Origin of the sequence: uncultured Slackia sp. (genome assembly GCF_959608125.1) — a bacterium.
In the GTDB taxonomy this organism is placed as follows: Bacteria; Actinomycetota; Coriobacteriia; order Coriobacteriales; family Eggerthellaceae; genus Slackia.
The window spans coordinates 1-13,481 of sequence record NZ_CAUHPG010000008.1 but is presented as its reverse complement, the minus strand read 5'-3'; the positions used below and the strand labels follow the sequence as shown (position 1 = coordinate 13,481).

General features: G+C 52.0%; 14 protein-coding genes. 10 read left to right on the top strand and 4 right to left on the bottom strand.

Translation table 11 applies throughout. The features are described 5' to 3' along the window. Window positions 1-19: 19 nt before the first annotated feature. Together Q6E04_RS03790 and dcm are read left to right on the top strand one after the other, a co-directional pair. Window positions 20-1,486, top strand: a complete 1,467-nt coding sequence (locus tag Q6E04_RS03790; protein WP_303249475.1) for a MutH/Sau3AI family endonuclease — start codon at window positions 20-22, stop codon at window positions 1,484-1,486. A gap of 102 nt (window positions 1,487-1,588) precedes the next feature. Continuing rightward, on the top strand, window positions 1,589-2,875 hold the full coding sequence (dcm, locus tag Q6E04_RS03785; RefSeq protein ID WP_303249474.1) for a DNA (cytosine-5-)-methyltransferase: 1,287 nt from the start codon (window positions 1,589-1,591) through the stop codon (window positions 2,873-2,875). Between the two features lie 93 nt (window positions 2,876-2,968). Here dcm and Q6E04_RS03780 read toward each other — a convergent pair whose 3' ends face one another. From Q6E04_RS03780 to Q6E04_RS03770, 3 genes are all read right to left on the bottom strand, one after another. Then, window positions 2,969-3,517, bottom strand: coding sequence for a transposase (locus Q6E04_RS03780; protein ID WP_303249473.1), 549 nt, complete (start codon window positions 3,515-3,517; stop codon window positions 2,969-2,971). Between the two features lie 447 nt (window positions 3,518-3,964). Further along, complete coding sequence (locus Q6E04_RS03775; protein ID WP_303249472.1) at window positions 3,965-6,073, bottom strand: AAA family ATPase; 2,109 nt, start codon at window positions 6,071-6,073, stop codon at window positions 3,965-3,967. 13 nt (window positions 6,074-6,086) lie between these two features. Further along, the gene (locus Q6E04_RS03770; protein ID WP_303249471.1) at window positions 6,087-6,542 is read right to left on the bottom strand and encodes a helix-turn-helix domain-containing protein; all 456 of its coding nucleotides are present in this window, start codon (window positions 6,540-6,542) and stop codon (window positions 6,087-6,089) included. A 217-nt stretch (window positions 6,543-6,759) separates the two neighbouring features. Between Q6E04_RS03770 and Q6E04_RS03765 the strand changes: the two genes are divergently transcribed. The 5 genes from Q6E04_RS03765 (at window position 6,760) to Q6E04_RS03745 (ending at window position 9,383) form a co-directional block, all read left to right on the top strand. After that, window positions 6,760-7,029 (top strand): hypothetical protein, encoded by a 270-nt coding sequence (locus tag Q6E04_RS03765; RefSeq protein ID WP_303249470.1) that lies wholly within the window; start codon window positions 6,760-6,762, stop codon window positions 7,027-7,029. Then, window positions 6,975-7,334 carry an integrase core domain-containing protein gene (locus Q6E04_RS03760; RefSeq protein ID WP_303249469.1) on the top strand — a complete coding sequence of 120 codons (360 nt, stop codon included), beginning with the start codon at window positions 6,975-6,977 and terminating at the stop codon, window positions 7,332-7,334. Before Q6E04_RS03765 ends, Q6E04_RS03760 begins: the two co-directional genes overlap by 55 nt. Before the next feature lie 18 nt (window positions 7,335-7,352). Further along, window positions 7,353-7,973: a hypothetical protein gene (locus Q6E04_RS03755; protein ID WP_303249468.1), complete on the top strand. Its 621-nt coding sequence runs from the start codon at window positions 7,353-7,355 to the stop codon at window positions 7,971-7,973. Beyond that, window positions 7,952-8,476, top strand: a complete 525-nt coding sequence (locus tag Q6E04_RS03750; RefSeq protein WP_303249467.1) for a hypothetical protein — start codon at window positions 7,952-7,954, stop codon at window positions 8,474-8,476. The genes Q6E04_RS03755 and Q6E04_RS03750 overlap by 22 nt, the downstream gene beginning before the upstream one ends. Window positions 8,477-8,864: 388 nt before the next feature. Next, window positions 8,865-9,383, top strand: coding sequence for a hypothetical protein (locus Q6E04_RS03745; protein ID WP_303249466.1), 519 nt, complete (start codon window positions 8,865-8,867; stop codon window positions 9,381-9,383). A 12-nt stretch (window positions 9,384-9,395) separates the two neighbouring features. Here Q6E04_RS03745 and Q6E04_RS03740 read toward each other — a convergent pair whose 3' ends face one another. After that, entirely contained in the window at window positions 9,396-9,632 is a 237-nt protein-coding gene (locus Q6E04_RS03740; protein WP_303249465.1) for a hypothetical protein, read from the bottom strand. A 397-nt stretch (window positions 9,633-10,029) separates the two neighbouring features. Here Q6E04_RS03740 and Q6E04_RS03735 point away from each other — a divergent pair, with 397 nt between their 5' ends. The 3 genes from Q6E04_RS03735 to Q6E04_RS03725 all read left to right on the top strand — a co-directional run bounded on the left by Q6E04_RS03735 (window position 10,030) and on the right by Q6E04_RS03725 (window position 13,473). Further along, entirely contained in the window at window positions 10,030-11,073 is a 1,044-nt protein-coding gene (locus Q6E04_RS03735) for a hypothetical protein (protein ID WP_303249464.1), read from the top strand. After that, window positions 11,070-12,686: a hypothetical protein gene (locus tag Q6E04_RS03730; RefSeq protein ID WP_303249463.1), complete on the top strand. Its 1,617-nt coding sequence runs from the start codon at window positions 11,070-11,072 to the stop codon at window positions 12,684-12,686. The genes Q6E04_RS03735 and Q6E04_RS03730 overlap by 4 nt, the downstream gene beginning before the upstream one ends. 568 nt (window positions 12,687-13,254) lie before the next feature. Continuing rightward, window positions 13,255-13,473, top strand: a complete 219-nt coding sequence (locus Q6E04_RS03725) for an excisionase family DNA-binding protein (RefSeq protein WP_303249462.1) — start codon at window positions 13,255-13,257, stop codon at window positions 13,471-13,473. Window positions 13,474-13,481: the final 8 nt, after the last annotated feature.

Below are 13,481 nucleotides of genomic sequence, written 5' to 3'. Positions count from 1 at the left end.
TTGTTCTAAGGAGGAGACATTGGGTACGTGCCAGTATCATACAACGTGGACCGACCTTGAGGAGAAGCTCGAGCGTAGCCTCGAGAAGACTCTGGGGGAGGTCGATATCGCCGATGTTTTTGCGATTACGAAAACTAATCCCAAGGTTACTGGTATCGCTGGCGACGTGATTGAGCAGTCGGTGATCGGATACCCTGCTAACTCAGCTCAGGAGCCGGATTTGGTCATCGATGGCAGGGAGACGGAATTGAAAACTACGGGCCTCAGGCTTTCGAAGAAGACGTCGGGTTTTGAGGCAAAGGAGCCGATGTCTATTACGGCCGTCTCTCTTGGCAGCATTGCCGACGAAGAGTTCGAGACTTCCAATTTTTGGCACAAAGCAGAGCGGATGCTCATCGTTTATTACCTCTATGACTCGGAGGAGACCGTGCCAGCATCTGGATATGCCGACTTTCCAATTAAGGGGTATCAGCTCCATGAGTTCACGGACGATGAGCGCGAGACGTTGAAAAACGACTGGACGCTTGTGAGGAGTTTCGTGAGGCGGGTTCGAGATGAATTTCCCGATGAGGAGTCCCGGAAAGAACGTTATCCGAAGCTGTCGAGCGCCCTGAGGAAAGACCTGCTTCTCATTGATACTGCCCCCAAGTATCCAAACCCTCCTCGATTCAGACTCAAGAGGTCAACCGTTACTTCTATGGTTCGTAAGAATTTCGGAGAAGGTCTCACTCAGCTTCCGAAAAGTTATACGAGCTACGCTGCCATTGACTTAAAGCTGCATGAGATTGCCGAGCAGTATCGTGGTAAGAGGCTCGGTGACATGGCGGAGCAGATGGGTGTTCATTACGACCCCAAGAAGTCCAACAAGAATCTCGCGGAGCAATTCGTGACCAGGGCCTTCGGCGCGAGCGGAAAGATGGGCTCTATCGAGCTTTTTGCGACGATCGGCCTCAAGCCGAAGACCATCGCGCTGACCGAATCGGGCGCTCGTACAGAAGACATGAAACTTTTCACTATCGACTTTGAGGAATTTACGCCCGAAGCCGATTTCGACGAATCCCTGTTCCTTGAGTACTTTGCCAACAACCAGCTTCTCTGCATGGTTTTCGAGGAGCCGAGCATTTCCGCGCCGCTTACGGAAAATGTGTTTTTGGGCTTTAAACGCATGGCGTTCGATGATGCCTTCATCGAAAACGAGGTCGAGCGGGTTTGGTGTCGAATCAAGCAGCTCATTGTGGAAGATGAGCTTATCGACGTGGTTTCCTATGATAAGAGGACCGGGCAGCCTATCGTTAATAGGACGGGCGTCGTGAAGAGTGCGCCAAACTTTCCAAAGTCGAGGGAGGGGCTCGTTTTCGTGCGCGGCACCAGTGGCGATAGCACCCATAAACCTGAGTGCGTAAATGGCGTGAGGATGTACAAGCAGCAGGTTTGGGTCAAAGGGTCCTATGTTGCCATGCGCATGGCGGAGGAGGATTGGATTTAAGGATCTTTCCAGAGATGCACCGACGGCAAAGTCAATATTGATCATTCGTCCGCACTGTGAGAAAATGTCATCTTTTGGTTCATTGAATGCGAAGGAGCACCCATGACCACAGGAAAGATTAGAGTTGCCGAGCTTTTTGCCGGCGTAGGCGGCTTTCGTCTGGGGCTGGACGGATACCATGACCCCGAACACCCGGAATTCGATATGCCCGCAGCCGGTCCGTTCGAGACCATTTGGGCCAATCAATGGGAGCCGGACGGTTCCGATGCTAAGCAGTTCGCCTGGCGTTGCTATGAAGCGCGGTTCGGAGTCGGTAGCTGCATCAACGAAGACATCAACAAGGTGATCAACCAATACGAGATGGGTGAGCGCGAGATTCCCGATTTCGATATGCTCGTCGGCGGCTTTCCGTGCCAGGATTACAGTGTTGCGAAGCCTCTTTCGCGCTCTGGGGGCATTGAGGGGAAAAAAGGTGTTCTGTGGTGGGATATCTATCGTATGCTGCACCTTAAGAAGCCTAAATATTTGTTGCTTGAAAATGTTGATAGGCTCCTTAAAAGCCCCGTTAAGCAGCGCGGCCGCGACTTCGCGATTATCCTTTCTTGCCTTGCGGACGAAGGCTATTCTGTTGAGTGGCGAGTTATAAACGCCGCTGAGTACGGCATGCCCCAGAAGCGACGTAGAACCTATATCTACGGCGTTTTAACTGATGACAAATGGGATCTCGAGGAGCGAGTGGTGTCTTCGGGTATCCTTGCTAAAGCATTCCCTGTTCTTCCCGGCGCTACCCGCAAAACTGTCGTGGATGTCACTCCCGAGCCATATGAGATTTCTCGTGACTTTGGTGTCGGCAAGAAGGAAAGCCCGTTCCAAAATGCTGGCTGCATGCAGGGCGGCGAGGTGTTTAGCTGTAAGGTTCACTCTAGTTATGATGGCCCGCAGATGACGCTTGCCGACATTCGCGTTCCCGACAGCGAGGTTCCAAGCCAGTTCTTTATCGATGAAGCGGATTTGCCGAAGTGGGAGTACCAGCGATCCGCTAAGAAGGAAAAGCGCACTACTTCCGAAGGCTTTGTCTACAACTACACCGAAGGCGCAATGGCATGGCCCGACCCTCTTCATTCGCCGGCTCGAACCATTCTTACTGGTGAAGGGGGTAGGGGCGCCAGTAGGACGAAGCATGCCATTTATGCTGAAAACGGCAGGATTAGACGCCTTGTTCCTGACGAACTCGACCAGATTCAGATGTTTCCTAGAGGGTGGACGGCTGACGAAGTGGGTGGAAAGAAAATGACCGATGGCCATCGTGCTTTTTGCATGGGTAACGCCTTGGTTGTTGGCATCCCCCATGCAATTGGCCTTCAGATCGCAAAAGAAAAGATGTGCTAGCTTCTTGATGCCAAGCCATTGCTTGCATCCAAGTGGTGACAAATAGGGGTCCCGCATGCTGTGAGTTGTCTACGCTTGCGGGGCCCTCATTCCCTAGCGCCCTAGCGCAAAACTGCGCTTGACCTGGCAGAACGCGTGAAAGACGCACCTCTGCACCCTGGTGCGGGGCCATTCGGCCGCGACGGCCTTGGCGAATCCGCTGCCGCCGTCGGTGACGACGACGTCGGGCGGCGCCACCCTCGAGAGCAGCGACCTCCACGCGGCGCTCGTCTCGGCGCGCGCGAGGTGCCAGGAGAGGACGTGGCGCTCCGTGCAGGCGATCAGCACCACCGCGTCCCGGGCCACCCATATCCCGTCCACGAACACGACGCGGTGCACCTCGTCGACCGCTTCGGGCATCGGCCATATCCCCCAGAACGCCGCCGTCCTCCTGCGGAACGTCCGGCCGCGACCCGGCATGTCGCCCTGCGAGTCCTTCGACAGCAGCCAGGAGACGAACGCCGCGAGGTCGCGCGCCGAGGTGTCGTTGCGGTGGACGGAGGACGCCCCGCAGCTCCCGCAGCGCCATCTCTGCGACCCCGCCTTGGTCCTCCCGTTCCTCTTCATCGCCGACCCGCAGGACGGGCGTCTCTTGTTATCCATGGCACTCCTTCGGAAAAACCGACTTTTTGCCATGGTTTTCACTACATGACCTGGTGATACGTCAATATCCAGACACACTTTTTGTCCGAGCGGGAAAGTCGACTCCCACGACTTTTTCCATAAAAAACGGGCGCTGACCTGCGTCAACGCCCGAAATCGGACACACTTTTTGTCCTATAGCCCGAAAAGCCTCCGTCCTAACTCGGGACGGAGGCTCGATAATCGAGTTTAATCGCCAATGTCGCTGGCGGTTTTACCGTGAGTCATATGCGAAACGAACCTCAGCACTACGGCGTGATACTCAAAAGTGCAGGTCAAAGCACTGTCGGCTTACTCCCACTCGATGCAGTTTATATAGTTTGCTCTAGTGGTGGATACTTTCGTCTGGTTTGGAACCAAATGGGTACCGGCTCCCTTGTGAGCCAAAAACCGTTACCGTGGCTAATGTCAGTCTGATTGGGACAGAAGGTCTTCGCAGCGATGGATGATGCTATCGGACACGGTCTCGAAGTCTCTCGGGTCGAGCTGAAAAATATAACCATTGTCCACATGCAGAGTCTCGTCGAGCATCTTTTTTGAAACCCTGTCGACATTCTCTCCATCTAGGGCGATTCGAGCAATCTGTAGTTTTTCGTAGCGGCACGAGCACTTCTGAAAGGCTTCCAGCATGGCTTGCTTACTGGTCACCTGTTGAATCAACGAAGTATAGTTGGGCGATTCTCCCGTTAGCTGCTCGACTTTCGCCGCTGCCGCTTTAGTCTCCTCTTCGTTGAGCAACGTTCCGTCCTTCTTGGCTGGAGCATTTCTGTGATGGAACAGGGACGAAAGATAGTCCCATTCAAGTCCTTTGGAGTCATCGAGCTCGATTAGCTTTCTTGCATAAGCGAGACGTGCAAGCGGGTGATGCGAGCTCCTCGCCAGCTCTTGGTACAGGGTGCGCACCGGTTTCATATCGTCTTTTTCGACAATCGTTTCACTTATGGTGTCGTTTGCAATGTGCAGTAGCGTTGTTTTTGCCAAGGGCTGAAGTTCGCTTTTCAATGTGTGTTCAACATCGAATACCACACCATATTCGTGGGTGAGGAGAATAACCGTTCTACCCTTCAGAGAGTTCGGGCTGCAGTCGTCTTTCAGGAACAGCATATGCAACAGTGCGAATCTTTTGTGCCCGTCGAACGAAGTGATGGGGTCATCCAAAATTATGAGATCTGGGTTATTTGATAATGCTGAGTACATAAAGAAGACCAACGCAAGAGCATTTCTTTCTCCGTAGCTCAAGGTATTGCCAGCGTTCTTAATTTGGTATGAGGATGTGTGAATCAAGCTCACACTGCACTGTCCTTCATCGGACACTACGATGCTTACCGTATACGGATAACCAGCACTCGTGAAAAAGGTATTAATCTCAGCTTCGTATCCGGCCAGGGCGTCAGCCAACTTTTTCTTTTGTTTGTTGATTACGCCAAATAGAACCTTTGCTTCTTTCGCTGCGTTTGCCAGCGCTTCGTTGTAGCCTTTAACGAGCTGCCTCATCTCGTCAGAGTTGAAATGTGCTAGCAATTCGAGGTCAATCGCGCAATCCGCAATAGTCTCTGCGAGATTTCCTCCAGCTTTTGCGAGATTGAAGTACGATGAAAGACTCCTTGCTTTCCTTAGGCTGTCGGCAATCGTGTTGGCTTGGATTGCGACCTCAGAGAGGTATTTTCCCTGTGCTGTGGTGAGAGGCTGGTTGGTTTGAATGATGTTTTCGAGCATTTCGATAGTATCGTTGTGAAGATAATCGTTGGCAGCAACAATTCCGGCTGTTGCCTTGTCAAGGTTGTCTGCATTCGCCGCGACATACTCGTTCTTTACGGCCGAAAGCAAAGAACTCAGCTCCTTTATTTCCTGCCCGCAAAATGGGCAACGATCGTCGGTTTCGAGAAGAATTTTGTGACCATTCGCGTGCCACTTTGTCCATTGAGACAGTCTGTCAGAATCGATATAGGCGCGGAAGACTTCGAACTGCGCCGGAATATCAACTCTAGGATTTCCCTTTTGTAACCCTTTCTTTGCGGGAGCCGTAGCGCGAAGCTGATTGCTGTTGGTCAGGCCGCTGTTTCCGCATACGTTGGTCGAGAAGACCCCTAGTGCATTTCCAAGGTCTCGAAGAGCGTCTCCATTGAGCTTTTCTTGAACTTGGCCAAGAAGCTCATCAATCCGTTTTAGCGTTTCCTCGTACTCAGGGGATTTCACAAATACTTCGAATCCTGACGAAAACAATTCATTTTGGGCGAACACGACATCGCTAACGTAGGATTCATCAAACACCTCAACGCTGTTAAAGACGTCAAGACCTGATGATTCGAAAGCAGGACTGTCGGGATTATTTCTGTGCTTGAAGGGGGTAATGGATTCAAGCAAAGCAGGATTATTCGTAATTGCGTAACGAATACCATCTGCGATAGATGACTTGCCCGTTCCGTTGGGTGCGTATTTGATGTTGAGTCTTCCTTGCTCGATGCAAAATGTCGCTGAATCGAAGTTCTTGCAATTGCGAAGGGAAATCGTATTCATTGGACGGATCACCTTAACCTTCGTAATGGTCTTGCCAGTCTAGGTACTTCTCGGCATCGCCGGTTTCCTTGAGTTCGATCCAGGCGAAATGCCAGCCTTTGAACAGTTTCATGAGGCTTGGCCTCTTAGGCAAGCCAGAGGTAGGTAGATTCCCGTCCTCCGTAATAATCGGACTAATGTTGTCCATTTGCGGAGCCAGCTGGTAGATGTGCGCGAACTCCCTAATGAAATGGAATGCCTCGTTGGAGTTCGTGATGCCGGGGTCGGTAAGCACTTCGGGCGGCACGCCTGGAACCTTGGCAATGGCAGCGCGCTGCTCGTCGTTGGGATTACGCTTGCCCTGGTCGTAGCCGCGAACGATGAAGACGCTTACGCCGGCAGCCTTGGCAAGGTCGTCCTGGGTGAGCCTGGAAGCCTTCCTAAGCCGCTTGATGGGGTAGGTGGCCAGAGGTGCTATACGGTGTCGCATAGCCGAACTCAAGCTTGCAGAGTTCACGGTAGGAGCGCTCTGCAATCCTGTCCCTGATGGCGGTCTCAATCTTTGACTTGCTGCCGATGCCGTCCTTCATGGTGTTGCGGTTGTCGGCTTCTGCGGGCCTACCCATTCAGTGAGGGCGTATTCGATGTGGCCGCTATTGCCAGCAAGGGTTGTGAGTTGTCTAGGTTCATAGCGAAGGAGACCTCTCGTGGAACAGCATCCTACCGCAAAACTCACCCCGAAGGGGCGCGAGACACTCGTCTCGCGCATAAGATCCGGCCTCGGCGTCGCCGAGGCCGTCCGCCGCCGCGGCTCCGCGCGGGGCGCGGGCGCGTCCTGCCTACGCGTCGCCGTCGACGACTTCAGCAGGGTCGCCTACGCCGAGCTGCTGCCCGACGAGCGCAAGGGCCCTGCGCGGCGTTCATGGGCCGTTGCCTGCGCTTCTTCGAGGGCGTGGGCGTGCGGGTCGAGCGCGTGATGACCGACGGCGGCCCGGGCTACCGCAGCGGCGAGTTCAACGCGCTGCTCGAATCCGAGGGCGCCCGCCATGTCTGCACGAGGGCCTACGGCCCTTGGCAGAACGGCAAGGTCGAGCGCATGAACCGCACGCTGGCCCAGGAATGGCAGTACGCCAGGGCGCGGGACGGCGAGGCGGGCAGGGCCGATGCCCTGCCCGCCTTCATGGAGCACTATAATTGGGAGCCCCCGCACGGCGCGTGCGGGGGCCTGCCCTCCATGTCGCGCATCGTCGGTGTAAACAACCTATCGGCACACAACAGCTAGGAAAAGGGAGGATTAACGATGAGAAAAGCAGCGCCTGCAATCATTGCCGCCATGATGGCCGTAACACTTGCTGGATGCGCAAGCGAATCGACAGAGACTAATGGCGTCGAACAGCCCAAGCAAAAGCAAGAGCTTAATGCTCCGATCATTAGCGCAAACATAACCAAGGATTTTTCGTTCGCAGGCGTAAGCATGAAGGTCTCGCCCGAATGGAAGGCGGTAAACGAAGACGGGAAAGTGGGCTACTCTTTCAGGCCGTCGCCATCGTCTGTGTTTTCGATCCATGTATATAACGACGATAGGTGCAGCAACGTCGAAGAGTTTATCGCGGGGCCGACAATCCTCGGTGCCGAGTACCAAACGGAGAAGACATGGTCGGACGGCGGCACAACATACACTCTTATGTCCACAACGACGAAAGAAGGTGGGTCATACACTCACCTGGTTGGATACAACGACCAGGGATATTCGATTGATCTGTTTATAAACTACGGACCGCGTGAGACGGAAGATTCAGTGTGTGCCGACGTCAAGGATGCCGTAATCAATAGTATTTCATTTAATCCAGATGCCGTCGGCGATGCGTTTTGGGCGAACTCGATAAGGTTCTTAATTCTATGGGCAACTTCGAGCCTGTAACCATAGATGGGTCTGGCGATGACGTTATCGACATACCGTGTGCCGGTAGCCCTTGCATCATGAATGTAAGCAACAACGGAGGCGGTCACTTCGCCGTAAAGACGATGGATGCATCTGGAAAACAGGTCGATTTGCTCGTTAATGAAATTGCCCCATATGCAGGAATTGTCACCGATTATCTCAATTACAAGAACGCAAGCATGATTCAGGTGAGCGCAAGCGGTCCGTGGAGCATAACCTTCTCGCCTATGCTATCCATGAACAGGGCCGAAAGCGGAAGCGCGTTCACTGGCGACAGCGTTGTAGGCATAGATGCGGAGGCAATTTCAAAAGTCAAATTCACCCATGATGGCGAATCGAATTTTGTTGTGAAGGCCATCGGCATGAACAAATCGGACCTTCTCGTCAACGAAATTGGAGCATACGACGGAACGGTTATATGGAACGAACCGAAGGCGTTCTTCATTGTCAGCGCCGACGGAACATGGACGATAACGTACTAGATGTTATGTGCCAAGACGTTGTTTGCATCCGCTGGTAACAAATAGGGAGGGTTTCCGCATGCTGTGAGTTGTCTAGATTCATAGCATGCGGGATTTTGCCCATTTGCCGCCGTCTGGGTGCAAGCAGTGTCTAGGCGTTAAACATCTAAAGGCTCGGCACCAGCCGATCGGCTGCTTCTGCCAGGGGCGCGTCGGGGCGGGCGCCAACGCCGACAGGCTCTTCAGGGCAATTTCCGCCCATGGGTACCTTTCCTTCGGTTGGTTTTGAGCCCGGAACTTCGAGAGGGCGATTCACAGAGATGGGCTTCCCTCCTGTGCCTGGGAAGGCCTCATGCTTTATGATTCTTCACATTGCAGGACTTGCTGCACTGGTTGGAGAATGACGGTCATGACCAACTCGTTTGAGGCCATTTCGCTGCGCGGACGCATGGCCTACGTGATTATGTGTGCTGAGCGCTATGCTCTGGCGAAGAGGCCGAATGCCGAGTGGCGGCCGGTGTTTAAGGACCTTTGGAGCATCGCCGAAGACGTTATGTGGGGTGATTGGTCTGACCGTGTAATGGACCTGCTTCCCGAATGCATTTACAAATTTGATGCCTATGACCCCGATGAGTTCTCTTGGCTGGACGAGGATGGTTTCAAGCAGTTAAAGAAGCTCTATGCCGACATGGGCGATGATTGGGCGCATATCCTTAGAAACCTGATAGACATGGAAGAGGTTTACGCATATACCTCGATTCCTGGTGCTGGTTCCGAGAGCATTGTGCTTGTCGAAGAGGTAGTCGAACTGATGCATAATTGCGGCATCGATGTTCCCGATGCTGACCAGGTTTCATTCTCGAGTTTTGACGACAATGGTGGTCGTGGTAAACCGTTCGATGCCAAGCGTCTGTCGCTCGTTCTTTAAAATAGGTGAATCCTATTCGTTCTTTGCTTCTGAAAGCGTGGTTCGGGCAATTTGGGCGCAGCTTGTGATGGCGCCAGAGCGCTTGCTGTGATCGTTTAGGTAAAAAGAGCCTTGCAGGCGATTTCCGCAAGGCTCTGAACTGGGGTTTTGTGTTCGGAAAACCCTGAAATCTATTTCCATTCTTTTACGCTCGTTTGCCGTGGCGTCATTCCGGTCTACTCCAGTTGGGCCATCGATTTTGACCGCCATATCGCCAAATCCTGCCGCGTCACTTCGTGTAGGTGTTTGGGAGAAAACGTGGGACAACACATAAAACTATTCGGCACCCGAAAGCCCGCAGTTTCGTTTTTGTCCCGGGGGTAAAAACGGGATGGTTTTGAGGCTCAAAACACTCAAATACGGGAGCCAGATCCATCGAATAATCGATTTGACGACCGCGGCCCGAGATGAATCGTAGCCAGTGGCTTTGCAGCCTTGCGTTTCCGCAGGTCAGAAATGATACAAAATAGATATGACCAATAGAATTGTCGCAAGTGGCTAGCTCTCGTCAAAGGTTCGGTGGCGTCCTTTCGTCTCTCCAGTATTGTGCCGTATCGCTCCGTTATAATACGCTCAAGGCACGTCAACTAACTAGCAGGTAATTGAAATGACGTATAAATTCATCTCGACAGAAAGAGGGACTCCCAGTGGCAACAGGGCGGAAACCTGCGCTTTGTTGCATATGATGTGTTTTGCCCCTGAACGCGATGAAATCGACTTGTTCGCCATCGACTGCTTTAATGACGTTACAGGAATGGACAACTCATGCATTACCCTTCATGATGTGCAGTCAAAGGGCGAAACTAAAATAACCCCAGCAAGGCTGGGCGAGTATCTAGCTACGCTTTTCGAAAACAGAGCAAGCGATTTCTCAAAGTACTTCGACACGCTTACCCTGTTTGTCGGGGGCATATCACCAACCACGCTCGAGGATCCGACGCTTACGGAATTTCGATTTCATCATCTGAAGCCAAAATCGCAGGCGAGCGTCCGTGGGCATCTCATCGAGGCGTGCAAAAAGAGACGCAACGACATTCCCGACGAGCTGATCGATGACGACACCATTGACGACTTTTTGAGCTGTGTTAGATTCGTTGTAGCAAAGAAGGACGAGACCGAGTACATCCGCGCTCTTGCGCACAACTCTTCTGTCCTTTTAACGGACAAGCGGACCCTTCTTGGTATTTTTGGAGCGATACGCGACCAACAGTCATCGCTCAAAAACCGTGCCGGAATAGCTGGAAGAGTCATAGATAGACCTGATGCTGTCATGGATTTCGGACGTACCATGTCAACTCGTCAGATTCGTCTGCTGGTAATTCAGCGTCTCCTCAATATGAGCTTTCTGACAGAAGAATCTCCCGACAGTTTCCGACCTTATCTCAATTCGCTTCCACCGGAAATGCGAATTGAAGACGTGGAGGAAGACTGCAGAAATGAACTTTGCCTTCAGTATTTTGATAAAAACAACCTTGCTGCTTTCTGGCATCTTCTGGACGTAATTGTAGGCATCATTCAAGATGACCCCGAAGCTGATATACAGCAGATTTATAGCAAAATCGACGAAGGTTCCTTAACCTCCTGTACTCAGCTGACCAGGAGATCTCACCTCTACTTTATTGCGACCATTAAGGATGGACTTCGCCCATGATTAGCATCAAAACCGTATACATAGGCAACGAGACTGAATCCTATATCCAGGATGATTTCGCAATCACTGGCGTGAACATCATTTCTAGTGATGAAAACCATGTTGGTAAGACCATCGTTATGCAGGCAATAATGTATGCACTTGGATCTGAAGCACGCTTCCCTCCAAGCTTCAAAAGCAAAGAATATCTCTTTATTGTTGATCTCGAAGTTGATGGACGCGAGCTTTCCATACTGAGAAGCAGGGATTCGTTTGTCGTCCTGGATGGAGAAACGATTACCCCAATCGAAAGCTCAGGTGACTTTGATGTTTTCTGGAACGACCATATCTCACCTTTACCCACTATTATTAAGGATGGTGGTCAAACAATAGTGGGGCTTCCTCTCTATACTCAAATTGCCTTCGTTCCTCAGGCGGGCAGAAGCACTGCACGTACTAGCACAAGCTATTTCAACAAAGACGACTTCAAGGAAATGGTTTATGCCTTAAAGGGCTTAGATGCTCGTACCTTAGATAAGAAATCTATTGCCGACCTCAAGAGCAAGAGGAGTACTCTTAAAACTAGAAGAGAAGAGCTTGCCAAGCAGGCATCGTCACTACGTAAAATTGGAACCTCGCTTGCCGTGGTTAGCCCAACAGCAAATAGAGAAGAGACCGCTCGTTTTATCGAGCAACTCAATTTCCTGAAGAATTCGATAGTCAGCCTCACGAATGAGCGCAACCATGCTCATACTCGCCGAGCCAAAAATCAGGCGATAAAGAAGGAGTTAAATTCCTTAAATCGGGAAATCAAGGTCGGCTCCGTGATTTGCATGAACTGCGGATCGGATGAGATTGGTTACAAGCTTCCGGGATCAGATTATGTATTTGACATAACGACGAGTGAGATGAGGTCGCAAATCCTCCTGAGCATCGAGCGCAAAATCGACGCATATCAAAAAGAGATTGAAGAGCTCGACCTGGAAATTCGTGAGCTTCAGGATCAATTCAATAACCTTGCGGATTCTAGGGAAATAACCCTAGAGGATATTTTTGCCGCACGTCAGGACTACGCCGACCTTGAAACAATTGATCGAGAAATAACCGATATCTCGGATCAAATTGACAGTATCGACGAACAGCTCAAAGAGGCAAAAACTGTCGATAAAGAGCTTAGCGAGGACAGGGCAGCTTTCAATGCGACACTGCTTGCCACCATGAATGATGTGCGCCGCACGATCAATGAAAGTGATGTCGTCGAAGATTACACGGACCTATTTACCACCAACAACAGCCCCTATATCGGAAGCGAGGCCACCGAGTTCTTCCTCGCAAAATCCTATTCACTCGCCAAGCACATACATCACGGATTGCCTATTGTTATTGACTCTTTTCGTGCTGAAGAACTATCGACTGGGAGAGAGGAGCGCGTGCTTTCTCTGTTTGTAGATCTTCCCAATCAGGTAATTTTCAGTGCCACCCTGAAGGGTGAGGAAGCTGGCAAGTATCGCGGACGTGAAGAAATAAACAGTATTGAATATGCAGGTTATACGCAAAATAAGCTTCTCTCCACTCATGATAACGAGAGATTCTTGTCGAGAGTTGCTGATTTCGGCATCAAGCTCAATGTTTAGACTCTATTCAGTGCGAGGATCGTCCTGTTTTGCGCGTGTCTATATGAATGCGACATGCTACTGAAACGTTAATAGAATCATCCGAAATAGTTTGGATGGGCGGTATAAAACCAGTTTCGCCGTTCGTCCATCCCTCCGCAGCATAAACACCCTATTAGCCACACTACGTCTCAACGGATGGGTACCATTTATCCGGGTGTACTTGAGGCAACGGGTTGAAGAACCTGCGCGAGGTCGCTCGCAGAACACGCAACAGCAAACACGACAGAAGGGGCGAACGACAGATGCCGGACCCCGGACGACAGCACCGCGGAAGACGAGCATTTCGACCACAACCGAACAACTCCAGCTACTAGGCAGGCGCCCGCATGGGCGCCTCTTATTTTTCAGGGACTTAGCAGCCAGCTAAGGCGTGCGGCTCATGGCCGTTTCATGAAGGCCCGACCAGCTCGACCCGTCTCCGTTCCCGTCAGGCGCGCAAATCGCCGTCAGGCGGTTCAATCGTCGCGCAGACGAAAACGCACACGGGACCGCGCAGGCGCATGGCGCGGAAAGATTGGAGGCAGCCATGGCGAACGCGACGAAATGCGCCGCGCCCGAGGGCAACCGGGGCCGCGACGAGTGGATGGCGGTGGTCGAGATGCGGGAGTACATGGGGGCGAGCCGGAGCAAGGCGTACGACCTCATCTGGTCGGGAGGGATCGACTCGTACAGGCTCGGAAGGAAGCTCTTGGTGTCGGGGGCGTCAGTGGACGCCTACATCGAGTCGAGGAGCGGAAGGAAATGACGGCGGCG

What these genes read in the sequence shown, in the direction of transcription:
- dcm (WP_303249474.1), top strand. Translation starts at nt 1,589, where the DNA reads ATGACCACAGGAAAGATTAGAGTTGCCGAGCTTTTTGCCGGCGTAGGC.
- Q6E04_RS03780 (WP_303249473.1), bottom strand. Translation starts at nt 3,517, where the DNA reads ATGGATAACAAGAGACGCCCGTCCTGCGGGTCGGCGATGAAGAGGAAC.
- Q6E04_RS03775 (WP_303249472.1), bottom strand. Translation starts at nt 6,073, where the DNA reads ATGAATACGATTTCCCTTCGCAATTGCAAGAACTTCGATTCAGCGACA.
- Q6E04_RS03770 (WP_303249471.1), bottom strand. Translation starts at nt 6,542, where the DNA reads ATGCGACACCGTATAGCACCTCTGGCCACCTACCCCATCAAGCGGCTT.
- Q6E04_RS03760 (WP_303249469.1), top strand. Translation starts at nt 6,975, where the DNA reads ATGGGCCGTTGCCTGCGCTTCTTCGAGGGCGTGGGCGTGCGGGTCGAG.
- Q6E04_RS03755 (WP_303249468.1), top strand. Translation starts at nt 7,353, where the DNA reads ATGAGAAAAGCAGCGCCTGCAATCATTGCCGCCATGATGGCCGTAACA.
- Q6E04_RS03750 (WP_303249467.1), top strand. Translation starts at nt 7,952, where the DNA reads ATGGGCAACTTCGAGCCTGTAACCATAGATGGGTCTGGCGATGACGTT.
- Q6E04_RS03745 (WP_303249466.1), top strand. Translation starts at nt 8,865, where the DNA reads ATGACCAACTCGTTTGAGGCCATTTCGCTGCGCGGACGCATGGCCTAC.
- Q6E04_RS03740 (WP_303249465.1), bottom strand. Translation starts at nt 9,632, where the DNA reads ATGGCGGTCAAAATCGATGGCCCAACTGGAGTAGACCGGAATGACGCC.
- Q6E04_RS03735 (WP_303249464.1), top strand. Translation starts at nt 10,030, where the DNA reads ATGACGTATAAATTCATCTCGACAGAAAGAGGGACTCCCAGTGGCAAC.
- Q6E04_RS03730 (WP_303249463.1), top strand. Translation starts at nt 11,070, where the DNA reads ATGATTAGCATCAAAACCGTATACATAGGCAACGAGACTGAATCCTAT.
- Q6E04_RS03725 (WP_303249462.1), top strand. Translation starts at nt 13,255, where the DNA reads ATGGCGAACGCGACGAAATGCGCCGCGCCCGAGGGCAACCGGGGCCGC.